The organism is Chitinophaga sp. YR573 (assembly GCF_900110995.1).
Lineage (GTDB): Bacteria > Bacteroidota > Bacteroidia > Chitinophagales > Chitinophagaceae > Chitinophaga.
The window spans coordinates 695389-718466 of record NZ_FOJF01000002.1; the positions used below are offsets into that span (position 1 = coordinate 695389).

The following is a 23078-nucleotide window of genomic DNA, read 5'->3' on the forward strand; positions in this document are numbered from 1 at the left end:
ATAATGCGACGAAAGGCGCAGATCAAGGATGAGATTTTATTTATTGCCGGCGCCTGTAAGAGCAGCCACCGCATCACGATAATTATCACCTACCGGTAATTCCATGGTACCGATAAAGACACTGTTTTTCCGGATAGCAGTAATATGGGCTACCGCTATTATATAGGACTTATGAATGCGGATGAATTTAGCCGCCGATAGTTGTTCCTCTACCTGTTTCAGGGGCATGCGGGTCACTACGGGCTTGGCATCACCTGTAAGGTGGATACGGATATAGTCCTTCAGGGCTTCTATCCATATGATGTCGGCGATGGTGATTTTCAGCAGGCTGTAATCGGCATTCACGAAGAAAAATTCAGGATTGACAGCCGAAGAAACAGGCACATTATTTTGCCTTAACTGGAAAAGTTCACGGGCTTTGTTGCACGACTTGATAAACCTGGGAAGGGATACCGGTTTTACCAGGTAATCCGTTACATCCAGTTCAAAACCTGCCAGTGCATATTTCTCATAGGCCGTAATGAGAATGATCATGGGTTTCTGGGCCATGCTCTGTATAAACTGTAATCCCGTTAATCCAGGCATCTGAATATCCAGGAAAATGAGGTCTACCGTATTTTCCTGTAATACTTTTATTGCTTCAAAGGCATCCGTACACTTGGCTACCAGTTCCAGGTAGGGTACCTGCCGGATATTATCTTCCAGCAGCTCAAGAGCCAGGGGTTCATCATCAACGGCTATACAACGTAGCATCATAAAATTAAGAGATTAATGCAAATGTAACTGTAAAGAGACAACGAACCAGCCTTCCTTTTTGTTGATCAGCAACTGATAATTATCCTTATATAAGAGATTTAAGCGGCGTTTTACATTGGTAAGACCTATACCGGACGTTTTGTCTTTTATTTCCTCGTATTCCGTATTGTATTTGTTCATCACGGAAAACTGCAATAAGCCTTGTTTGGCACGTAGTTCTATATCAATACGGGCATCCTGTATCAGTCCGGTACCATGTTTAAACGCATTTTCCACAAAGGGGATCAGCAGCATGGGTTCTATCTCATACCCGTTTTCAGGCAGCTGTAAATTTACATTTACCTGCACTTTTGCACCGAAACGCTGCTGTTGAAGGTCTATATAACTTTGCAGGTAATCAATCTCCTTATCCAGCGGCACTTTATCTTCATCCGCTTCATACAGCATATACCGCATTAAAGAAGAAAGGTTGATCAGGGAAGGTTCCAGCTGGTCTGATTTTTTCCTGGCCAGCGCAACCATATTATTGAGTACGTTGAACATGAAATGAGGACTTACCTGCGATCTTAGCAGGGTCAGCTCTGTTTTAAGGTTCTCATTTTCACGCTCACTGGCCAGTTTATCACTGTTCAGTTTATCCCTGATCATCCTCCAGGCCGTGCTGCATGCCAGCATAAAAATGAGGGAAAAGAAACAGAACATGATGGTGGGGTTCAATTCAAACCGTCTGTAAGTAATCAAAACTTCACTAATTACCCACTTGGATCCTATCAGGGCTGCTAAAAGCAATAATAAGATCGTTACGAATTCCGGGTATTTTTTGCGGTAAACCAGTTTAGGAATGAGTACTGTCGCATTCAGGTAAAAGATGAGAATCAGTAATACCGCATTTATAAGATAATGAATGAGATTCGCTTTGTCATCAGGTTCCGGGTGACGGTGTTCTGAGGGACGGAACAGGAAAGGCAGGGTGAATAAGGTAATCCATATAACTATATGCAGGAAGATCTGCGCCCACTTCCTGGAATACCATGCCTGTTTAGTATCGTTTTGTACAATATTCATTCCTTTATCAAACAATTTAACCGGTCAAAAGAACTAAAAATTTGAGTATAAAGAGACAATATTGAGATGAAATCCAGGTTTTTCGCTACAAACTTGAAGTTTTCTGTTAAATTGCTTTTATAAATCTCATCTTTTCCCTGAACACAGAGGTGATGTGAGCCATATAACCAGACTATGATTGATCATGCGAACCATTGGTGGAGTGCGATAGCGAACGCTATTGAAGAAGGTTACGTTGCAATAGATTTGCATGGTCAGGTGATTGCATGGAATGAATGTGCACTTAAAATCCTCCATATTTCCGCTACTCAGATCCGGGATAATGTCTATTGGAAAAGCGCCGGTATACAGCCGCTTGCTGTTATGCTGGAAGAACGGCAGGATTTTTCCGGCCGGGAAATCAGTCTTCAATGTGAACGTGGTACTATTACCTGGCTGAGAATCAATGGCCGGCATCTTGTAACGGATACGGATAAAGGATACATCCTCACATTTACGGATATAACTAAATGGATCGATACCAATAAATCTTTGAGCGCTATTATCTCATCTCTGGATGATATTGTGGTGGAAGTGGCCGCAAATGGCACTATTCTGCATGTGTGGATGAACAAAAAAGCAAGGCTTACCCTTCCCTGGAAAATGATGGAGGGAAAACAGGCCACTGGTTATATGCCGGAAAGCCTGATTGCTGACATCCGGAAATTAATGAAGAACGTATATCAGACCGGGCAAGAACAGGTGGTCACTTATCATGATCCGCTGCAACAGGAGGAAGACATCTGGTATCGTGCAAGACTGTTATTATCTGACAATGCCAATAACAGCATTATTATAAGTCTGGAAGATGTTACCACGGAATGTAAGGCTGAGCAGGAACTCAAACATACAAAATACAGGTTAGAGGAAAGTCAGAAGGTCTTTGAAAGCGTATTCAATTATTCTCCTACCGGTATAGGGCTGATAGGGCCCGATGGTAAATGGATGGATGTAAATGAATCCCTGATGAATACCCTGGGTTTTACCCGGGAGGAAATGAGGTCCATGGATATAGCAGATATCATCCACCCGGATGATCGTGAGAATGCCGTGAATCAGATCACCATGATGATGAATGGTGAGATCAATACTTACCGGGCAGAAAGAAGGTATATCCATAAAGATGGCCATTATATCTGGGTATTCCTTGCTGCTTCACTATTGTGGAATGCTGATGGTACACCGCGGTTCTTTATCGTTCAGCTGGTAGATGTAACCGAACTGAAGCATTTAAATACAGAAGCACAGACTAAGAATATTATCCTGCATGCTACTTCAATAGACCTGCGGCAGAAAATAAAACAGCTACAGGAGTTCAACAGGATCATTGCCCATAATCTCGGCGGACCGGCAACAGCCTTAGTCGCGTCTACAGACCTGCTGCCAGAGCTCACCGAAGAAAGTGACAGGAACTTATTGTTACAGCACATGAAAGCTACTGCTGAAGCAATACTGGATACGCTGAAAGACCTGAAACTGGTACTGAACCTGAAAGAGAATGATGGAGTACCATTTACCGAATGTGATCTGGAAGTGATCATTCAGCAGAAATGGGGCTTGCTGAAGCCACTGATAGAAAAGAAGAAGGCAGAATTATACCTGGACCTGGAAGTAGATAAGATCTATTACGCCAAGGCTTATCTGGAGAATATATTGTTTAACTTACTAAGTAATGCATTGACTTATACCCGTCCTGGTATACCACCCGAAATACACGTTTCCTGCCGGATAGAGGAGAAGGAAATAGTGCTGGAAGTAAGGGACAATGGCATGGGTATTGATCTTGATAAGCACGGTACGCAGATATTCAGGTATAAAAAGATCTTTCACAGGGGTTTGAGCGGAGTAGGTGTTGGATTATTTATGATAAGAAACCAGATTAAAACATTTGGTGGCAACATTAAAGCAAAAAGTGAAGAAGGCAAAGGCAGCAGCTTCTTTGTATATTTCAATAACAACCGGGAACCCATATTAAAGCAAGATGAATAAGATTAAAAATGCGTGTATTGTGGATGATGACGATCTGTTCCAGTTCGTAATGCGACAGCATTTTGAACGTCTTGGAATGGTGGAGAACGTACATAAATTCAGTGATGGGGAGCAGGCGTTAACTTATATCAAATCCAATTTGCAACAACCGGATTCATTACCGGAGCTTATACTGCTGGATGTGAATATGCCATATATGGACGGATGGCAGTTCATGCGTGAGTTTGTGAAACTGGATATTCCTGCGGATAAAAAGATCAAAATATATATTCTTTCCAGCTCTACCCATGAGAGCGATTTACAGAAGGCAAAAGAATTTCCTGTACTGGCTGGTTATCTCGTAAAACCCCTTTCAAAACAAACCATTCAGCAGATTCTCTCAGAACTGTTACTGGCTCATACAGACTAACTAATGTGGCATGTGGATTGTTTACTCATCGTAATTAAACCATACAAATATGAAAACGCTGGGTTTTATTCTGCTTATTGCTGGCATCGTTATGATCGTAATCAGAGGCTTCTCTGTAACTACAGAAAAAAAGGTAGTGGACCTCGGCCCCGTAGAAATCAATAAAAAAGAAAGTAAGTGGATAGGCTGGCCTACTTATGCAGGCGGTGCTGTAGCGGTACTCGGTCTTATCCTTGTACTGACTGATAAAAAAAGATAGTATTTTGCAGGCAAATTAGAACGTATGCCTGAGTTGTTCAATGATCAGTTACAAATAGTTATTGCCGAAAAAGGAGCAGAACTGCAGCATATCATCCGCAAGGATTCGCAGCTGGAATACCTTTGGAATGCAGATCCGGCTTTCTGGGCAAAAAAGAGCCCGGTATTATTCCCGATAGTGGGAACCCTGAAAAATAATACATACACATATAAAGGAAAAAACTACACACTTGGCAGACATGGTTTTGCCAGGGATCATGTGTTTACCGTAGAGGAGCAAACTAATACGCGTGTAGTTTTTACATTGACTGATACAGAACATACCTTACCTGTATATCCTTTCAACTTTAAATTCAGCGTTGTATATACCTTAGACGGAGATGTCCTCACTGTACAATACATTGTTGAGAACAAAGGGGCTGATACCATGTACTTTTCCGTAGGTGCGCATCCGGCATTTAAAGTACCGCTTACACAAGGCGCCGGTTATGAGGATTATTATCTCTCTTTCAGCAAAAAAGAAAATGCTGATTTATGGCCTTTAACGGATGGTGGTCTGATAGAGAAAACCCCTGTTCCTTACATAAAGAACACTGATAAACTTCCCTTGCAACATGCGCTCTTTTACCAGGATGCATTAGTCTTCAAACACCTGGAATCAACAGCTATTTCCTTAAAAAGTGATGTGTCTCCTCATGGCCTGGAAATGAAGGTAGCCGGATTTCCTTTCATGGGTATCTGGGCAGCTAAAGATGCTGACTTCGTTTGTATAGAACCCTGGTGTGGCATTGCGGACAGCGTAGAGGCCAGCGGAGAATTATCAGAGAAGGAAGGAATTAATAAGCTGCTTGCAGGACAACGTTTTGAAAGACAATGGTCGGCAAGGTTCTTTTAATTATCGACTTTTTTTAGCGCTTTGACTTGTATAAATAAATTGACCCATTGATAACATCTTCTACACGACCCGCGCCTGCATGGCTGGTACTGCTGGCTTTTCTGGCTATTTACATTGTATGGGGTACTACCTACCTGGCCATAATATATGGACTAAAAGGATTTCCTCCTTTTCTGCTGTCTGCACTCCGCTATCTGATTGCCGGTACATTACTGGCGGGGTGGTGCCGTATACGCGGGCAAAAAATCCCTCCGGTTGCTGTGATCAGGATCTGTGTTATCAGTGGCTTGCTGATGCTGATAGGAGGGAGTGGACTGGTAACCTGGGCGGAACAATATGTAGGTTCCGGACAGGCAGCTATTATCATCGCATCAGAACCGTTCTGGTTTTTACTGATAGATAAAAAACGCTGGCATGAGTATTTTACTAATGCTTACATCATTGCCGGACTGCTGATAGGTTTTACCGGCATCGTATTATTCTTTGGATTCAGTAAACCGGAAGTAGCAGCAGAGATGCAATGGGTAGGTTATGCGGTGATAATATTAAGCGCCATCTTGTGGGTAGTAGGGTCTTTGTATGCGGAAAGCAGGCTGGATGGCAGCACCAGTAATATTGTAACCGTTTGCGTACAGCTGATAGCTGGTGGCGTAGGCAGCCTGTTAATCAGTGGACTCACCGGTGAACTCAGTACATTCTCATTCTCCGCAGTACCCTTACAGGCCTGGGGAGGATTATTATATCTTGTAATAATGGGATCGTTAGTAGCCTATATGGCATTTACCTGGCTCATAACAGTGCGTCCGCCAGCACTCGTAAGCACCCATACCTATATTAATCCATTGGTAGCGGTGCTGATGGGCTGGGCATTTGTAAATGAGCGGTTTTCCGGGTTACAGTTACTGGCAATGTTTATCATATTAGCAGGAGTATTGTTAACGAACTTTCCTTCTTATAAGGCATTTTTCAAAAAAGGATGAATCGATATCCCCCGCAGGAATAAGGTATTTTTTGAATACCTTTGCCCCGGAAGCTAAATCCATAGAAAAATGAATTTTAACCTGGACAAAATCCCGGAACGTACACAAAGTCCCCGTTCACATGGTATTACAATGGTTACTGATAAAGGACTGAGCCTGCAGGATACAAGAGATTTTCTGTCTGGTGCCGCTCCTTATGTAGACATGGTGAAACTGGCTTTTGGTACTGCTTACGTAACACCTAACCTGGACGAAAAGATCAAAATATATCAGGCACATAATATCCCGGTTTATTTTGGTGGCCTGTTGCTGGAAGCTTTCATCATCCGTAATCAGTTTGATGATTACCTGCGTATCATTAAAGACTATGGTATCAATTATATGGAAGTATCTGATGGTTCCCTTTCTATTCCACACGCAGAAAAATGCGGGTATATAGAGAAACTGGCGAAGCTGGGTACGGTATTAAGTGAAATTGGTTCCAAGGATAAAGACAGAGAACATATTACACCGCCTTATAAGTGGATAGAGCTGATGAAAGCTGAAATGGAAGCTGGTTCTGCATATATCATCGCAGAAGCCCGTGAAACGGGTAATGTGGGCCTTTACCGTGATTCAGGTGAGGTGCGTGAAGGACTGGTACAGGAGATCCTTACACAGATCCCTTATGAAAGGATCATCTGGGAAACTCCCCGTAAAGATCAGCAGCTGTATTTCCTGCAATTAGTAGGTTGTAACGTGAACCTGGGTAACATCTCCTCTAAAGAGGTTATTGCGCTGGAAGCAATGCGTATAGGCCTGAGAGGTGACAGTTTCCAGTTCTATTTAAATGACTAGGTGCAGGGCGAAGCCCTGCAAAACCCCTCAATTTTTTAGGGATGGTGCATCGCACCATCCCTAAAAAATTCTAACTATCCTTTTAAGATACTTTCAATCTCCTTCAACTCCTCATCCGCATAATGCACATTCTCTAATGCTCCCAGGTTATTATCCAGCTGGGCAACAGAACTTGCACCTATCAGCACCGTGGTGATCCTCTTATCTTTCAGTAACCAGGAAAGCGCCATCTGAGCCAGTGACTGCCCCCTGCGTAACGCAATCTCATTCAAACGAACGATCTTACTTATTGTCTCATCCGTAATCTGGGTTGCTTTCAGGAAACCGCTGGGCTTACTGGCACGTGAACCTTCCGGAATACCTTTAATATATCTGTCTGTCAGTAATCCCTGTGCAAGCGGGGAGAAAGGAATACATCCCACCCCATTTGCTTCCAGTACATCCAGCAAACCGTTTTCCACCCATCTCTCGAACATGGAATATTTAGGCTGATGGATCAGGCAGGGAGTACCCAGAGATTTCAGCACCGCTAAGGCCGCCTTCGTCTCATCCGCAGAATAATTGGATAATCCCACATATAAAGCTTTCCCCGACCGTACAATACTATCCAGCGCCCCCATTGTTTCTTCAATAGGAGTATTGGGATCAGGACGGTGGGAATAGAAGATATCTACATAATCCAGCTGTAAACGACGCAGGCTCTGGTCGAGGCTGGAAATCATATACTTCCTGGAGCCCCATTCTCCATAAGGACCAGGCCACATTAAATAACCTGCCTTGGAAGAAATGATCAGCTCATCACGGAGCGTACCCGTATTAAAATCCTTTTTAAGGATAGCGCCGAAGTTTTCTTCAGCAGATCCCGGAACAGGTCCGTAGTTATTGGCCAGGTCAAAATGGGTGATCCCCTTATCAAAAGCACGGCGTACGATCTGCTGGCCATTGTCAAAAGAATCTATAGAACCGAAATTATGCCACAGACCCAGTGAGATAGCCGGAAGCCGGATACCGCTTTTTCCGCAGCGGTTATATTGCATAGAGTCATACCGGTCGGTAGCTGGTACATAAGCGCTCATAATAATGATATTTAGGATGTCCAAGATAGTTGTTATTTGTAAACAAAAAGGTAAAATCTGCAAATCCGGAAGAGGGCGATAGATGTAGATTTATAATATTACAAGCTACCTATTTGTGTACATGCCGGCTGTCGCATTGTAGCTATATTCTATTCAGGTTATGGACAATTATCAACCAATGGTATTATAAGAAGATCAGTGCCTGTAACAACTGTGGTATTCCATTACATTTAATTAATTGCAACAATGAGCTATCAGTTTACCCATCTGAAGGTGCCTCTTATTGGCATATGTCTATTGCTGCTACCTTACGTGCTGTTTGCCCAGGTGAAATTATCAGGGAAGGTAACAGACAAAAAAACAAATACACCCGTGCCCGGAGTGGTCGTACGTGAAAAGGGTTCCAAACAGGGAACTACTACCAACGACAAAGGACAATTCACCCTCGAACTGAAAACCGCCAACCCTTCTGTACTGGTGAGTTTCGTAGGTTTTCAGTCGCAGGAAATAAAAGTCGGTAACAAATCCACGCTCGACATTCAACTGCAGGAAGATGTCAAAGGATTGAACGACGTAGTCGTAATCGGCTACCAGGATATCCAGCGGCGTAAAACTACCGGTGCCGTCTCTTCCGTAAAAGGTAAAGACATTGAAAACATTCCCTATGCTACATTCGACCAGATGCTGCAAGGGCGTGTAGCCGGTCTTTCTGTATTAAGCGTGTCCGGAGAACCCGGCAGTAACGGGATCGTGAATGTGCGTGGCAGCAACAGCGTTACATTAGGCGGCGTAAGTAATCCGCTGTATGTGATAGATGGTATCATCTATAACGTAAACGATATGCTGCCCTCTAATAACGGCTCGTATAATAACAATCCGCTCACCGCTATCAATCCGAATGATATTGAATCAATAGATGTATTAAAAGATGCATCAGCAGCAGCTATCTATGGTGCAAGAGGTGCCAATGGCGTTATCCTTGTAAAAACGAAACGACCAAAATCCGGTTTGCCTCAGTACACTGTAAACTATTACACCGGTATTGCACAGAAGCCTGCCATGAAACCCATGCTGGTAGGTGCGGCAGAGAGAAGAATGAAGATGGAGATGTTGTATAAAAGCGGGTATAATAACTTCGCTAATCTGAGCGTATTCTTAACAGATAGTCTGAACCCTGCTTTTAATAATAACACCGACTGGCAGGGTATCTTCCTGCAAAATGCCTCTATTAATAATATAGACGCCAGCGTAAGTGCCGCCAATGTAGGTTATAGCTACCGTTTATCTGTAAATGGATATAAAGAAGAAGGGGTGATGAGAGGATACTATATGAAACGTTTATCACCTCACTTATTCCTGTCATTGAATCCGGGTAAAAAGATTAATATCGCGATAGATGTATTGCCTTCCTTTGTAAAGGTGAAACACGGTACCGGTGATGGTACCCGTTATCCGTTCGATACCTGGAATTTCCCTTCCTCTTTCTGGAATGTATCAGCTGCGCAGGTGGCCGCGTATCAGGGCAATTATAGCAACGTACTGGATAATGATAATTTCTTTTATCTCACCAGTAATGTAAAGCTAACGGATACACTGGCAAAGAACCTCGTATTCACCAGTTCCTTCTCGCATAATTATAATAACAACAGAAGGGATTATTATAAGGATAAATCTATCAACACGCTCAACCGTAATGATGCGTATAACTTTAATAACCTGACGGCCCGTTGGGAAGTAGAGAACTACATCAACTGGTCAAAGACGATGGGCAAACATAGTGTAAGCGTAGTATTGGGGCAGGGTGCAGAGAACCAGCAGAATAAATTTACTTATGCAGAGGGGAATAATCTGACAGTAGGAGGATTACAGACAATTGAAGGGATCTCCCGTGGTAATAACCTCTATGCACAATCGCATCTGGAAGAGCGTTCAAGGTTGTCCTGGTTTGGCCGCCTTAACTACGAATATAAAGAGAAGTACCTCATTTCCGGAAGTTATAGAAGAGATGCTTCTTCCAAATACAGCAGCAGCAACCGCTGGGGTAATTTCTACTCTGCTTCCGCAGGATGGATCGTATCGGAAGAACCCTTTTTCGAACCAGCTAAAAAAGTCGTGAACTTCCTGAAGTTCCGCGGTAGTTATGGTGTTACCGGTAATGACCCTGCGGGTTATTATGCGAAGTACCAGGCACTCACTACCAATGCCAGCTATTACTCTTCTTCACTGGGAGGCAATGTGGTTGGTAACATGAGTAACTACAATGGTACTACGGTCGTATATCCTGATTATAGTTCACCTGCTGCGAACCGGAATATCACCTGGGAAAGTTATCCGCAAACGGATATCGGGATGGACGTGAATTTTATGCATGACCGTATTTCATTAACGGCCGACTGGTACGCTCGTGATGGTAAGAACGTATACCTGGATAATGTACTGGCCCGCGGAACAACCGGTTATTCTTTCTATTCCGGTAACCTGGTAGACTTCCGTAATACAGGTATAGAAATTACTATAAACTCCAGCAATTTCCCATCCAGCTGGAAACTGCAATGGAATACCAACTTCAACATCGCCTTTAACAAGAATTATATTACCCGCCTGCCTGATAATAACAGAGACCTGGTTGCTGGTCCACCCTGGATGCAGCAAACCCTTACAGTAGGCCGCCCTATGTTCACCTACAAAGTATGGCAGGTGAATGGTGTGTATTCAAAGGATTCTGATGTGCCTACAGACCCATTAACGGGCAAACGTTTAACCTTTAACGGTGGTAATCCATATGGTGCAGGAGATCCTATCCTGGTAGACCAGAACGGCGATTATAAGATAGATCTGCTGGATAAAGTGTCCTATGGAGATCCGCAGGCACATGTGACCGGTGGTATCACCAATACCTTTACTTATAAAGGGTTCTCTATGTCTGTGCTTTGCACATTCATTAAAGGCAGGAAATTATGGAACGGATATCTGTCGGATAAACTCAATGGTTCAAGTGGTAGTATTGCCAGTAGCTGGGGACCTAACTCCGGACCAGCATCTGATTTCAAAGGCGCTACTTTCTGGCAACAGGAAGGAGATAATGCACAGTACGGATCATTGTTAAGTAACAACGTAGACAAATGGAATATTGCCAACTCCGTCTTTGTGGAAGATGCCAGTTTTTTCAGGATGAAGAACATTATGCTGGGGTATAACTTCTCACAGGGATTGGTAAAACATCTGAAAATTGGCGGTCTGCGCATCTATGGTATGCTGGATAACATCTTTGTATTGTCTAATGCTACCGTACCAGACCCTGAGCTGATAAATGCTGCAGGTTATTCCAGCGGTAATGATTATCCGCTTCCCAAGAAGTATACGTTGGGCTTACAGGTACAGTTATGATCACTATGAAACAGCTCTTTATGAAAAAGTATATATGCTATTTACTACTCGTGTTAACCATCACATCCTGTAGTAAGTTTCTGGATAAAGAACCTTACAGCACTGCTACTGACGGTGGTATCTGGCGCACTGAAGATGACGCCAATTCTGCTGTTGCCGCTTGTTACGCTTTGCTGAGAATGGCGCTGAATGATGGTATGGCGTATTACGCTTATGGCGATATGCCTACCGATGAATTCAGTTCCACATATGGTGGTGGTGACTATGCTTACTACTACATTAAAAACGGGCAATGGGCACAGCCTATTCCTGCAGCGAATACCTACGAACCAGTGATGAAATTACGCCGGTATGAGAACTTCTACCGTGTCATTGATCAGTCGAACCGTTGCATCAAACATATTCCTTCTATCCCTACAGACCGTCAGCAGGAATTTCTGGGAGAGGCTTATTTCAACAGGGCTTTCAGTTATTTCTACATGGCACGTGTATGGGGAGGAGTACCACTGGTATTACAGGCGGTAGAAGATGTGGCGACTACCAAAAATGTAGCCCGTGCTACTGAAAAGGAAATCCTTGATCAGGCTATTGCTGATGTAAAGCAGGCCATCATTTCCCTTCCCTGGACAAACGGTGTATCCTCTGATAAAGTAGTACGTGCCAATAAAGGCGCTGCTTACGCCTTGCTGGCACATATTTATGCCTGGCAGGGAGATTACGCTAAATGTGCACCTATTGCAGACTCTGTGATCAGTAGTGGCTTTTACGGTTATGTGAACAGAAATAATTACCTCAGTATTTATGATGGCAAATCTTCTGAAGGCATCTTTGAGATAGCGCAGAATGCCTCAAACGAAGGGGCATCTTATAACAGCATTGCATTTTATACGCTGAGGTCAGATAAATATCTGTCCATCAATACCGGCAACTCTTACTTACCCCTCAATTTAACCACCTTATCAGCACTATATAGTGACACTACGGACCTTAGAAGGAATAGTGCCTTTGCTTATCTGAGCTCTACAGATCCTATCTGCATCAAGTATGATAATATCACGTATAATGGTACCGGTAATACTGACCCTTTAGCTTTTAATAACATCATCGTTTTTCGTTTATCAGATATTACCCTGCTAAGGGCAGAAGCATTGGCTGCTACGGGTAATTATGCAGGAGCACGTCCATTACTGGACACGATCAGGACAATGGCGGGGTTACCTCATTCCGATGCAGATGATGCAGACTTATTTGAGAACATTATTGATGAAAGAGGGAGGGAGTTGTTTTTGGAAGGCCATCGTTTCTACGACCTTGTACGCCTGGCTAAAAAGACAGGTATAGTAGAGTTTGGAGAAGACAAGATTTCTGCCACTCAGTTTCAGCAGGGGAAGTACTACTGGCCTTTAGATCCGGTGCTGATCACTGCCAATTCTTTGCTGGTACAAACGCCTTACTGGAAAGGTAAATTGTAAACGATTAAATCATTTAATGTATGACACGTATACTGATAATATGCCTGTTGCTGTTTACCGCCTGTAAGAAAGAATCTTACCTTACAGATGGTGGGCTTAGCTCTGCACACACCGATCTCTCTACATATGACTATCTCGCCAAACACCAGTTTCAGATGTTTGATACGGTAATCATGATCATAGATCATTATAACCTCAAGAATGAAGTCAATAGTGCTAAAACATTCTTCGCACCTACAGATTATTCTGTAGCCAGATTTCTACAGCATAAACTGGATTCTGTAAGGCAGATCAATGAGAATAACCGTTACTCACTGGATGATATGTACAACGATATCACCGTAGATTCTGTGAGGCAATATCTTTTCAAGGAAGCCATCACGGTGCCTGATGCACAGGAGACCGCGGTAAGGTATACTACATTGGGGAATACGCCTGCTGCTGTCCTTAAAATAAAACAAACAGATCCTGCTTATTACACCTGGTCTAAAACACCGGTATACCTGTTGTATTACACCAAGGTAAGAGGCACACTGGATAATAGTACAACAGACCCTAATGATCCGGATGCGGATACACAGGTACCATGTCAGACTACGGGTATTCTTACTTCCAGTGGGGGAGTGTTACACGTACTCACTAACCAGCATGTATTTGTTCGTTTTTAATTCACTTAACAGCTAACTTATGAAACGGTTTTATATATTGATCTTCCTGCTCTGCGCCTGTAAAAAGCCGGTAGAAGGATATCTGGGGGAGAATATTTATTACAGGAATAATCCGTTCAATGTGCCTCAGGGTATTGCTACCTATTCAGACCCTATAGAGTCTGATGGATCTACCAATCCTTTATATGCGGATTTATTACAGATAAGGAATAAAGCGACGGGTGAAATAGTAGACAGTCTTTTTTCTAAGGTACAAAACGTGCCTATTTACCGTACTGCTGTTACCTTTGAAGATTCAACAGTGGCTTTATTGAATAAGAAACTGGGGGATAGCCTGGTGAAACCTTTTAATATCAATCATACAGGTGGGCGTCTGGAGCTTACACAGGCTACTAATTATGTGGAGGCCGGCACGTATACCATTGATGTGAATGTGTTTAACATGCGGGGTAGCAGGACATTGAAAAATGCCTGTGATATTATTATCAATCCGGCTACTGCTTTTAATCTTACCTATAAGGCATGGAGTACGTCTACATTAGTAGGCGAAGTGTTTACCGGTCAGGATGCTTCTGCATTGGTGATAGATGTTCAGCGTGTGGCAGGACCTAATAAAATCATTCTTAAATTTGTAGATAAGAATGGAACGGCTTTTAGTCCGGCTAAAGGAGAGATTATCAAGAGAGGGGACCGGCCTACTTTATCCAACTGGGACCCTTATTTCCCGGAGGTAAAGACAGATTCAGGGTATATCTATGAATATCCGGTAGCGCCTGAGTTTCCTGTGTTCTCCCAGTGTTTTATAGGGGCCAACGCCTGGAGTAATTACATCTGTTATTATCGTGTGGCGGGTCAGTTTACAGATATTAACATGAACATCAATCCCGTGTTTACGATTAAATATTTATTGCAGGGAACGTATACGGTCACAATACATTTAAGTAATGTGGTTAGAAAACAACAATAATTAATTTATGTCAGGACGTTATTTTATTTTTCTCTTCGGATGTTTATTTACTAATAGATTATTAGCCCAACTACCTTCTTATCATCCTTCCCGGGAAGATGAGAAGGTAGCTTACCGCAGTGCAGCATTGCTGGACTCTACCATCCGTAACAAAGTGTATAAAGCATCTGTAAGAGCCCGTTGGTTACCGGGAGAGACCAGCTTCTTTTATAAGAACGTCCTGGCAGACAGTACCTGCGAATTTATATTATCAGATGTTTCAAAGGCTGTTAAAAAACCTGCTTTTGACCATGTGAAAATGGCGGCAGGTTTATCAAAGGTTATGGATACAACATTAAAAAGTGATCGGTTACCAATTACTGATCTTGTTTATCCGGCAAAAGGAAATACTGTTTTAGTACAGGTGAAAGGCAAATGGTATAATTGTAATTTATCTACTTATAACTGCACATCAGCAGCTATACCTGTAGTACCCATTAACAACAGTGGATTTGAACATCATAGCCGTTGGGAATTTCATGATGATAACACCGCCAGTGATAGTGTATCTCCCAGCAAAGAATGGACTGCCTTCATCAGAGATGGTAATGTATTTGTAAAATCAGGAGAAGAGGAAATTCCTTTTACGACGGATGGAACAAAAGACAAACCTTATGGTGCATTGAAATGGTCGCCAGACAGTAAATACCTGGTTGGATATCATATCAATCCCGTAGTGATACAATCCGTGCATCACCTGTTTTCTTCCTTACCCAATACCACGAGGGCCAGACTGGATACAGAAGAATATGCACAGCCCGGAGATCCTTTCACCAGCTTCGAGATGTTTATATTTAATATAGCAGATAAGAAAGCAGTTAAAGTAAATACTGAAATTTATGATTTCCTGGGTAAGCCTTATTTACGCTGGCGTAAAAACGATCCCCGTTATTTTACATATGAAAAGGCAGACAGAGGGCATCAGCGTTTTCGTGTAATAGAAGTAGATGCATCTAATGGCAGTACCCGTAATGTCATAGATGAAAAGACGAATACTTTCATTTATGAAGAGCGGATTTTTACGCATTATATAGAAGACAGTAATGAGATGATCTGGTCTTCAGAGAAAGATGGCTGGTATCATTTGTACCTGGTAGATATTTTGAAAGGAACGATTAAAAATGAAATCACTACCGGGCCGTGGATTGTACGTGGGGTAGATAGTGTAGATGAAAAGAAGCGGGAAATCTGGTTTCGTGGTAGTGGTATGAATGAAGGGGAAGACCCTTACAATATTCACTATTACCGTATTAATTTTGATGGTTCTCACCTGGTGAAACTCACGACTGCCAACGCCCAGCATGCACTCAGTTTTTCTCCTGCCAAAACTTATTACCTGGATACGTATTCCCGGCCGGATTTGCCTCCTGTGACGGAATTACATCGTACCAGCGACGGGAAGCTGCTAATGGAGGTAGAAAGGGCAGATCTGAAGGATTATCTGGCGATGGGGATGCGCTTGCCGGAAGTATTCCATACCAAGGCAAGAGATGGGCAAACAGATATATGGGGAGTGGTATGCCGCCCCCGTCATTTTGATAGCACGTATCGTTATCCTGTGATTGAAAACATCTATGCCGGGCCTCAGGATGCTTTTGTGCCTAAAACCTTCATGCCTTATGGCGAAATGCAAAGTTTAGCTGAACTGGGTTTCATTGTTGTGCAGATAGATGGTATGGGCACTGCCAACCGTTCCAAAGCCTTTCATGACCTCTGCTGGCATAACCTGGCAGATGCCGGTTTGCCGGACCGTATTCTCTGGATTAAAGCCCTGGCCGCGCGGTATCCTTATGTAGATACTTCCCGCGTGGGGTTATACGGCACTTCTGCCGGTGGGCAAAACTCCGCGGGCGCTTTGCTGTTCCATCCTGAGTTTTACAAAGCCGCGGTATCTGCCTGTGGATGCCATGATAACCGGGTGGATAAGCAATGGTGGAATGAGCAGTGGATGGGTTATCCTGTAGGGCCACATTATGAGGCACAGTCGAATGTAACGAATGCTGCAAAGCTACAGGGCAAATTATTGCTGATAGTAGGAGAGGCAGACCATAATGTACCACCGGAATCTACTTACCGTGTAGTAGATGCGCTGATAAAAGCCAATAAGGACTTTGACCTGCTGGTAGTACCTGGTATGGACCATAGTGATGGGGGGCCGTATGGCCGTAAGAAGAAACGTGATTTCTTTGTGCGGAATCTGTTAGGTGTAGAGCCGCCTGAGAGGAATAAAGAATAAATTAGCTTCATTAGGATCTCCGTATTTGTAACAAAACATGATAGGCTCCGTTAGGAGCCCCGTGTTTGTAGCAAAGAATGTATCCAACAAACAACAGACTCCGTAGGAGTCCCCTAATCCGCGAATAATAGGGGACTCCTACGGAGTCAATTAAATAAGATATAGATATTTTCTACAAACACGGGGCTCCTAACGGAGCCTATCATGTTTTATGGCAAAACTTAAAGAGGGAGTATCAAAACTTTGATACCCCCTCTTTCAATTAATTATGTGAGATCACACAATTTTATTTTATCCCTAGTTTTAGTTTCGCGGGTGCCAGCAAATCCTCGCAGGTAGCTGATACCACAATATCTTTTGAATTATCTAATACACATACGATTCCTTTTTCTGCTGCTACATCAGATACTGCTTTCTTCGCCTTTGCGATAATGGGAATAGTCAGTTTCTGTTCGCGTGCAGCGATCTTCTGCTCCATACGCTCTTTATAGTCTTCTATATTGGTCTTGGATGCTTCCAGCTCTTTTAATCTTACTTCTTTAATATCTGCTTTCAGTGTTGGTTCATCCTTCTGATAAGCAGCAACCTTAGCCTGAAATTCAGTCATCAGCATTTGTCCGTCTTTGTTCAATTCCTGTTCAAATACCTGTAGCGTATCGTAAGCACGTTTGGCTTCCGGCATACTGGAAATAAGCTGCTGCATATTAATATAAGCGATTTTCGCTTGTGCATTACTGCGTGTAGATATCAAAGTACCAAAGGAGACCAGCAATGCAATTGTACAGATTTTAATCATAAATGTTCATATAAGGTTGTGGCTGTAAGATGTACAATAGTATTAAAATAAAAAGTTAAAGGTATGGTAAAGGAAAGTTAAGCCTTTGATAGTTGTTCATTATCAATGCGTAAACAACACTTAGTAATATATTTTCTCATGTATTCTCCTGAAATAGATTTATGTAAACCTATAGTAGGAGTGTTCGGGAAGTCTCTATAGGTAGAACATACGTTGGAGATACGTGTGCTCAACATATAGAGACTCCCCGAACACTCCCCGAACACTTTCTAAAACCAATTACTGGCAAATATAAAGCTCCGGTTTAAATCAATGATTTTTTACAATTCTCCGTTTTCTCTCTCATCTACTTTTGTGTAAAAAACAAATGAAACCTTTTTTAGCATTCCTGATGCTATTCACAACAAGCATCTCCAAAGCACAAAATATGAACAACAAAGAAATCATCAGAACATTGTACGACCAGGCGCTGAACAAGAGAAACTTTGCATTACTTAATGACTATGTCTCAGCAGATTTTACAGGCGTACAAGGTGTTAAAGGCCCTGAGGGCTTTGCCAGCAATGTAGTACCTCTTATCAATGCTTTCCCTGATATCCGGTGGGAAATAGAAGACCTTATTGAAGAAGATAATAAAATAGTAGTAAGGTGGAAATGGGAGGGAACTCAAACAGGCCAGTACAGGAATATTCCAGCTACCGGTAAAAAGATCACTAACACCGCCATTGCCATTTACGAGTTTAAGAACGGGAAAATAGCAAATCTGCATGTCCAGACAGACCGCCTTGGCTTTTTACAGGAATTAGACGTATTACCGGTTGATATCAATGTTAAAGATCAGGTTAGCTTTATAGATAAGTTCCTTGTCCCTGCTGCTGCAAAAACAGCTTTCTATGAAAGAGTGAAAATCAACAGGGACTTTATCAAAACATTACCCGGATTTATACAGGATGCTGCTTATGAGTATACAGATAACGCTGGTAATCTAATCTTTGTAACCGTGGCAATATGGGCTAATAAAGAAGCGTTGGCAAAAGCAAAAGAAAAAGTACAGGCCGAATATAAAAAGCAAAACTTCGACCCTGCGGAGATGTTTAAGAAATTAAATATTTCTATAGATAGAGGGGTTTATACAAGGGTATCAAACTAAAAAAAGAAGGTGCCTCATAAATAAATCGACTGCACTCCAAAATGAGGCACCTTCTTTTTTAGTTTCGTCTTCAATAAGTTATTTACCAACTATGTTTTACGAATTACCATAACTCATAGAGCTGTTGCCTGACTGAACGATTAAGATACTTCACCTACTTATTTTACGGGCTGACCTTCTTTTTTTTAATATCCTGAATTTCCGTATCTAATTTAGTTGTGCAAACAGATCCTGCCTTTTCGCATATGCTGTTCATTCAGATTCTGCACAGGATATTTTCACAACAAGACAACACAGGAATGAGAACTAGTCTATTTAAGGTCGGCATTTTATTGGTATTACTGGCAGCATGCTCAAAAAATGAAAACGAGAGTAATTCATTAACATCTTCTGATAATGACCTACAGGGGCCTATTGGCCGACCTTTATCGGGGTATGGCGCTGATGGTTCATACAAGGTTGCGGAGATTGACTTCCCTAATCCGGAATATGCCGGCACCAATGTAACGATCTTCTATCCCCAGGGCATAACTTCTGCAAAACCGACTATATTTTACTCGCATCCCTATGGTGGCGAAGACAAAGAATATAACCGGGGGCTGTTTGAGTTTATCGCAAAAAAAGGCTATGTCGTTGTATTTGTTCCTTATCGTACCGTTGACATAAGCATTGACCATCGTTATCTTACTTTATGGAATGGCTTTATGGAGGCTGCGGCCGACTACCCTAATATTATTGATACCAAAAAAGTTGGCTTTATGGGACACTCTTTTGGCGGAGGAGCGACTATAGATTTATCTTATAGGGCTTTTACAGAGAATGGTTGGGGCCAGGACGGGCGTTTCCTGTTCACCATGGCTCCCTGGTACAGCTATCCATGGGGCAGCAGTCTGACTACGGCGGAACAGTTACAGAACTTTCCGTCCAATACAAAAATGATCTCCCAGGTATATGATGAAGACACAGACAATGACCACCGTTTAGCAATTGATATCTTCAGTCATATTAACATTGCAACAAGTGAGAAAGATTATATCTATATCAAATCATCCACTATTGCAGGATATAAATATGTAACTGATCATGTGCTGCCCAATAGCCGTAGTGCCTATGATGCACTGGATTATTATGGAGTTTACCGTTTGCTGGATGCCCTTATTGACTATAGCTTTAATGGTAACGCCGCCGGAAAAGAAGTAGCATTGGGAAACGGTTCCACAGAACAGATAACTATGCCGGGTTACAATGGACAGTTGATGACTCCCCTGGAGGTGACAGATAATCCATCACCGAAGTATCCCCAGGATAAGTATACATTTCCTTGTGGTAGTTCGAACAACCCAAGGATAGAGTATTGTGAATAGGTTTCAAAGCATTGTCTTTTTTGGGTACTGCAATTTTTTTGCTTCTCCCATAATACACTCTTTGGGTAAACAACCACTGTATATACGGGGCCTGTTCGCAAATCAACAACCAGAGCCCGAACTACGTGAAAAGAGGCTGTCATACGCAAAATGACAGCCTCTTTAATATTATTCAACAGTCACCGTCGCCAGATGATACCTGGATCTCCCTATATTCTTATAATCATAAGAAGTATAAATCACCCTGTTTCTTCCTTCTGTAATTGCATCTACAGTAGAAAACGGACAATCAGAGTATTGGGATTTATCAAATGAATCCACAAACTTCTTTGTCATCTTCCCGTCTTTTGTAATCAACATAATCGCTAAGCCATGTTTCTTATCACCTGGTAATATTGCACGGGGAGGTTTGGGATCTTCGAGGTCTGTATTCTTCAGACAGTCCTGGAAAAAAAGGTGCAGGTTGTCATCTTTATCCACCAATGAAACTGTTCCTGTATAAATATACCGTTGCCCTTCCCATTGATTCTTATGAACAGTTTTCATCCATGCCAGTTCATTGTTACTATTTAGTTTAATGACATACAAGTCTCCGCTTACAATAGTAATCGAAGTACGACTGTAACCCGACTGAAAACCTCCGTTTGGATTATAAGAGGTAGTTGTGTTGGAATTGGTATGTCCTTCCTGCATTATAATAATAGTACTGTTATCTTTCAATTTATGATAAGCCATGAAGGTAGCAGTATTACCAATTTCATCTTCAAAACTACTCTTTTTAGATTGCGTTATTTTCTTTTGTACACCATCATACACACCAGCTACTACATCTGTGACTCTGCCATTTTTTTCTGATGTAATGAAACCGGTAAAAGACAATTCATTTTTTGCAGCCTGAAAGCTGATATCACTAAACAGGCCTTTAGGTACACCTGTTAAATGACCTGTAGTTTTCTTGCCGTTTGTATTTATCTGTTGAACGGTGTAATTAAACGGGTTGTAGTCTTTTTTAGAATCTGATCCGCTAACGGCAGTGATGATATTAAAAACGCCTTCATTGGAAAGCGCAAATTGTACATTACCTATATCGTTCCCCTTATCTTCATCAGAGGCCGAGATCTTACTTACAATGTGTAGCTGCTTATCTAAAATCACACCTGTATAGGTATTGGGTTCTTTTTTATGGTAGTATCTGCATATCACATAAGAAAGGGCGCTATCAGGAGATAATCCTGCCTGCATATTTGTATACTCATCCTCTCCGGAGAACAATGCAGATGCTAACTTAGCCGTTCCATCTTCCGGGTTTAATTCATAAGCAGATACTGCTTTTCCCTTCTCTGAAAAAAGCAATACTATCTTATTCCCCAGGGAATAACCATCTTCATACGTCTTACCTTCCGTTACTGATAAAGACTTGGAAAAGAGCTGTTTTAACTGATGATCATATACTGCAACGATAGCACTCTTTTCATCCCTGTCTGCTTTAAAGGCGCCATGAGGAGCAGCATACTGCACATCAACATACTTCCCGCTGGCGGTTGTAAAGAATTTATGGAGATAATCTTTTACTTCTGCCGGAGATTCCACAAAAGTATATTTCTGCGCACTGGATTTTAACGCAATCAGTGCGAAAACGAACAATACATATTTCATAGTTAGGATAATTACGCCGCAATATACGGAATAATCATCATGCGTGTTCTACGCTCTGGAAGTAGCTGTTAATATACTCACTGGGCGATTTGCAGGTCACTGTCTTAAACACCCTGTTAAAGTTGGTAATACTGTTAAAACCGCATGTATAAGCGACAGTAGCAATATTATCATATGTACCGTCGGTCAGTTTTTTGCAGGCTTCGTTGATCCGTACTTCATTTAAGAAGGAGACGAACGTATGCAGCGTATGCTTTTTAAAGAACCTGCAAAACGCCTGCGGCGTCATGTGAGCCTGTTTGGCAGCATCTTCCAGCGTAATGGGCTTATCATAGTGCTGCATAATGTAATTGTAAATATTGCCCACACGTATCCCTTCATGTTCACTCACCAGCTGCGTTTTTTGTCCGGATGCCAGTGGGGTAATATCTGAGTAGGAGGATAATTGTTTTAACAGGTCCACGAAATGGATCAGCTGTTCTGTGCCCGTGCTGTTGGTTACTTTCAGCATTTTACCCGAGATCTCTACCGCATGCTCCGGCGGGACTTTAAAGCCCGACTGATGCTGCTGTACAAAGTTCTTCAGCAGTTTGATTTCCGGCAGATTAAAGAAGGCTGATAATTCCCCGTAAGGATTAAAGAAGATCACCAATGCCACGATCTTCTTCCGGCTTTTAGGCAGGAAGTAAGACGATTCACTTTTGAAAATATGCGGTTGATTGGCTCCCAGCCAGTAGATTTCATTAGACCGGAAGGAGTGCATATTATTATCCGCTACCAGCGTTCCTTCTCCCTGCTGTACCCAGGTCAGCTGTATTTCCTGATGCCTGTGCAGGTGCGGATAAAAGTAGGGGAGCACATCTTTTTGTACAATGATGGACTTGTCCAGCGGAACAGGTATAGTAAACTGCAACACTTTCATCTTATAAATTTTTTTAATTACAGGTATTTTGGTTGATCAGTCTGTTGGCAATGAGTGTTAATCGTACAATTATTCCTCTTCTCTTAAATCAAACTTACGGATATTAACTCGAATTTC

At 42.2% G+C, this 23078-nt stretch carries 19 protein-coding genes; 13 read left to right on the forward strand and 6 right to left on the reverse strand.

Translation table 11 applies throughout. The features are described from left to right. Positions 1-36: 36 nt before the first annotated feature. A complete protein-coding gene (locus BMW86_RS22745) occupies positions 37-756 on the reverse strand; it encodes a LytR/AlgR family response regulator transcription factor (RefSeq protein WP_089784238.1) in 720 nt (239 codons plus the stop codon). A gap of 12 nt (positions 757-768) precedes the next feature. After that, a complete protein-coding gene (locus BMW86_RS22750; protein ID WP_089784239.1) occupies positions 769-1821 on the reverse strand; it encodes a sensor histidine kinase in 1053 nt (350 codons plus the stop codon). 174 nt (positions 1822-1995) lie between these two features. On the opposite strand from BMW86_RS22750, the gene BMW86_RS22755 reads away from it, so the two are divergent. The 6 genes from BMW86_RS22755 to BMW86_RS22780 all read left to right on the forward strand — a co-directional run bounded on the left by BMW86_RS22755 (position 1996) and on the right by BMW86_RS22780 (position 7228). Then, entirely contained in the window at positions 1996-3849 is a 1854-nt protein-coding gene (locus BMW86_RS22755; RefSeq protein WP_089784240.1) for a PAS domain-containing sensor histidine kinase, read from the forward strand. Continuing rightward, positions 3842-4258 carry a response regulator gene (locus BMW86_RS22760; RefSeq protein ID WP_089784241.1) on the forward strand — a complete coding sequence of 139 codons (417 nt, stop codon included), beginning with the start codon at positions 3842-3844 and terminating at the stop codon, positions 4256-4258. The genes BMW86_RS22755 and BMW86_RS22760 overlap by 8 nt, the downstream gene beginning before the upstream one ends. A 49-nt stretch (positions 4259-4307) precedes the next feature. Further along, positions 4308-4517, forward strand: a complete 210-nt coding sequence (locus tag BMW86_RS22765) for a hypothetical protein (protein ID WP_089784242.1) — start codon at positions 4308-4310, stop codon at positions 4515-4517. Between the two features lie 24 nt (positions 4518-4541). Continuing rightward, positions 4542-5411 carry an aldose 1-epimerase family protein gene (locus BMW86_RS22770; protein WP_089784243.1) on the forward strand — a complete coding sequence of 290 codons (870 nt, stop codon included), beginning with the start codon at positions 4542-4544 and terminating at the stop codon, positions 5409-5411. Between the two features lie 47 nt (positions 5412-5458). Then, positions 5459-6391, forward strand: coding sequence for an EamA family transporter (locus BMW86_RS22775; RefSeq protein WP_218149203.1), 933 nt, complete (start codon positions 5459-5461; stop codon positions 6389-6391). 69 nt (positions 6392-6460) lie between these two features. After that, on the forward strand, positions 6461-7228 hold the full coding sequence (locus BMW86_RS22780; RefSeq protein WP_089784244.1) for a phosphosulfolactate synthase: 768 nt from the start codon (positions 6461-6463) through the stop codon (positions 7226-7228). Between the two features lie 74 nt (positions 7229-7302). On the opposite strand, the gene mgrA is transcribed toward BMW86_RS22780, so the two are convergent. Beyond that, positions 7303-8304, reverse strand: coding sequence for an L-glyceraldehyde 3-phosphate reductase (gene mgrA / locus BMW86_RS22785; protein ID WP_089784245.1), 1002 nt, complete (start codon positions 8302-8304; stop codon positions 7303-7305). Between the two features lie 246 nt (positions 8305-8550). On the opposite strand from mgrA, the gene BMW86_RS22790 reads away from it, so the two are divergent. Genes BMW86_RS22790 through BMW86_RS22810 form a run of 5 tightly spaced genes read left to right on the forward strand, consistent with a single transcriptional unit; the run spans position 8551 to position 17073 of the window. Further along, entirely contained in the window at positions 8551-11691 is a 3141-nt protein-coding gene (locus tag BMW86_RS22790) for a SusC/RagA family TonB-linked outer membrane protein (RefSeq protein WP_089784246.1), read from the forward strand. Between the two features lie 20 nt (positions 11692-11711). Beyond that, positions 11712-13163, forward strand: coding sequence for a RagB/SusD family nutrient uptake outer membrane protein (locus BMW86_RS22795; protein WP_177189363.1), 1452 nt, complete (start codon positions 11712-11714; stop codon positions 13161-13163). Positions 13164-13183: 20 nt separating this feature from the next. Continuing rightward, a complete protein-coding gene (locus tag BMW86_RS22800; RefSeq protein WP_089784248.1) occupies positions 13184-13831 on the forward strand; it encodes a hypothetical protein in 648 nt (215 codons plus the stop codon). A 19-nt stretch (positions 13832-13850) separates the two neighbouring features. Further along, on the forward strand, positions 13851-14798 hold the full coding sequence (locus BMW86_RS22805) for a hypothetical protein (RefSeq protein ID WP_089784249.1): 948 nt from the start codon (positions 13851-13853) through the stop codon (positions 14796-14798). A gap of 7 nt (positions 14799-14805) precedes the next feature. Then, positions 14806-17073, forward strand: coding sequence for a S9 family peptidase (locus tag BMW86_RS22810; RefSeq protein WP_089784250.1), 2268 nt, complete (start codon positions 14806-14808; stop codon positions 17071-17073). A gap of 286 nt (positions 17074-17359) precedes the next feature. On the opposite strand, the gene BMW86_RS22815 is transcribed toward BMW86_RS22810, so the two are convergent. Then, positions 17360-17869: an OmpH/Skp family outer membrane protein gene (locus BMW86_RS22815; RefSeq protein ID WP_089784251.1), complete on the reverse strand. Its 510-nt coding sequence runs from the start codon at positions 17867-17869 to the stop codon at positions 17360-17362. Positions 17870-18236: 367 nt separating this feature from the next. Between BMW86_RS22815 and BMW86_RS22820 the strand changes: the two genes are divergently transcribed. Both BMW86_RS22820 and BMW86_RS22825 read left to right on the forward strand, forming a co-directional pair. Further along, positions 18237-19019, forward strand: a complete 783-nt coding sequence (locus tag BMW86_RS22820; protein ID WP_089784252.1) for an ester cyclase — start codon at positions 18237-18239, stop codon at positions 19017-19019. 299 nt (positions 19020-19318) lie between these two features. Then, the gene (locus BMW86_RS22825) at positions 19319-20383 is read left to right on the forward strand and encodes an alpha/beta hydrolase (protein ID WP_089785758.1); all 1065 of its coding nucleotides are present in this window, start codon (positions 19319-19321) and stop codon (positions 20381-20383) included. Positions 20384-20551: 168 nt separating this feature from the next. Here BMW86_RS22825 and BMW86_RS22830 read toward each other — a convergent pair whose 3' ends face one another. Together BMW86_RS22830 and BMW86_RS22835 are read right to left on the reverse strand one after the other, a co-directional pair. Continuing rightward, positions 20552-22039: a hypothetical protein gene (locus BMW86_RS22830; protein WP_089784253.1), complete on the reverse strand. Its 1488-nt coding sequence runs from the start codon at positions 22037-22039 to the stop codon at positions 20552-20554. Between the two features lie 37 nt (positions 22040-22076). After that, complete coding sequence (locus BMW86_RS22835) at positions 22077-22961, reverse strand: AraC family transcriptional regulator (RefSeq protein ID WP_089784254.1); 885 nt, start codon at positions 22959-22961, stop codon at positions 22077-22079. Between the last annotated feature and the right edge of the window lie 117 nt (positions 22962-23078).

What these genes read in the sequence shown, in the direction of transcription:
- BMW86_RS22745 (WP_089784238.1), bottom strand. Translation starts at nt 756, where the DNA reads ATGATGCTACGTTGTATAGCCGTTGATGATGAACCCCTGGCTCTTGAG.
- BMW86_RS22750 (WP_089784239.1), bottom strand. Translation starts at nt 1,821, where the DNA reads ATGAATATTGTACAAAACGATACTAAACAGGCATGGTATTCCAGGAAG.
- BMW86_RS22755 (WP_089784240.1), top strand. Translation starts at nt 1,996, where the DNA reads ATGATTGATCATGCGAACCATTGGTGGAGTGCGATAGCGAACGCTATT.
- BMW86_RS22760 (WP_089784241.1), top strand. Translation starts at nt 3,842, where the DNA reads ATGAATAAGATTAAAAATGCGTGTATTGTGGATGATGACGATCTGTTC.
- BMW86_RS22765 (WP_089784242.1), top strand. Translation starts at nt 4,308, where the DNA reads ATGAAAACGCTGGGTTTTATTCTGCTTATTGCTGGCATCGTTATGATC.
- BMW86_RS22770 (WP_089784243.1), top strand. Translation starts at nt 4,542, where the DNA reads ATGCCTGAGTTGTTCAATGATCAGTTACAAATAGTTATTGCCGAAAAA.
- BMW86_RS22780 (WP_089784244.1), top strand. Translation starts at nt 6,461, where the DNA reads ATGAATTTTAACCTGGACAAAATCCCGGAACGTACACAAAGTCCCCGT.
- mgrA (WP_089784245.1), bottom strand. Translation starts at nt 8,304, where the DNA reads ATGAGCGCTTATGTACCAGCTACCGACCGGTATGACTCTATGCAATAT.
- BMW86_RS22790 (WP_089784246.1), top strand. Translation starts at nt 8,551, where the DNA reads ATGAGCTATCAGTTTACCCATCTGAAGGTGCCTCTTATTGGCATATGT.
- BMW86_RS22795 (WP_177189363.1), top strand. Translation starts at nt 11,712, where the DNA reads ATGAAAAAGTATATATGCTATTTACTACTCGTGTTAACCATCACATCC.
- BMW86_RS22800 (WP_089784248.1), top strand. Translation starts at nt 13,184, where the DNA reads ATGACACGTATACTGATAATATGCCTGTTGCTGTTTACCGCCTGTAAG.
- BMW86_RS22805 (WP_089784249.1), top strand. Translation starts at nt 13,851, where the DNA reads ATGAAACGGTTTTATATATTGATCTTCCTGCTCTGCGCCTGTAAAAAG.
- BMW86_RS22810 (WP_089784250.1), top strand. Translation starts at nt 14,806, where the DNA reads ATGTCAGGACGTTATTTTATTTTTCTCTTCGGATGTTTATTTACTAAT.
- BMW86_RS22815 (WP_089784251.1), bottom strand. Translation starts at nt 17,869, where the DNA reads ATGATTAAAATCTGTACAATTGCATTGCTGGTCTCCTTTGGTACTTTG.
- BMW86_RS22820 (WP_089784252.1), top strand. Translation starts at nt 18,237, where the DNA reads ATGAAACCTTTTTTAGCATTCCTGATGCTATTCACAACAAGCATCTCC.
- BMW86_RS22825 (WP_089785758.1), top strand. Translation starts at nt 19,319, where the DNA reads ATGAGAACTAGTCTATTTAAGGTCGGCATTTTATTGGTATTACTGGCA.
- BMW86_RS22830 (WP_089784253.1), bottom strand. Translation starts at nt 22,039, where the DNA reads ATGAAATATGTATTGTTCGTTTTCGCACTGATTGCGTTAAAATCCAGT.
- BMW86_RS22835 (WP_089784254.1), bottom strand. Translation starts at nt 22,961, where the DNA reads ATGAAAGTGTTGCAGTTTACTATACCTGTTCCGCTGGACAAGTCCATC.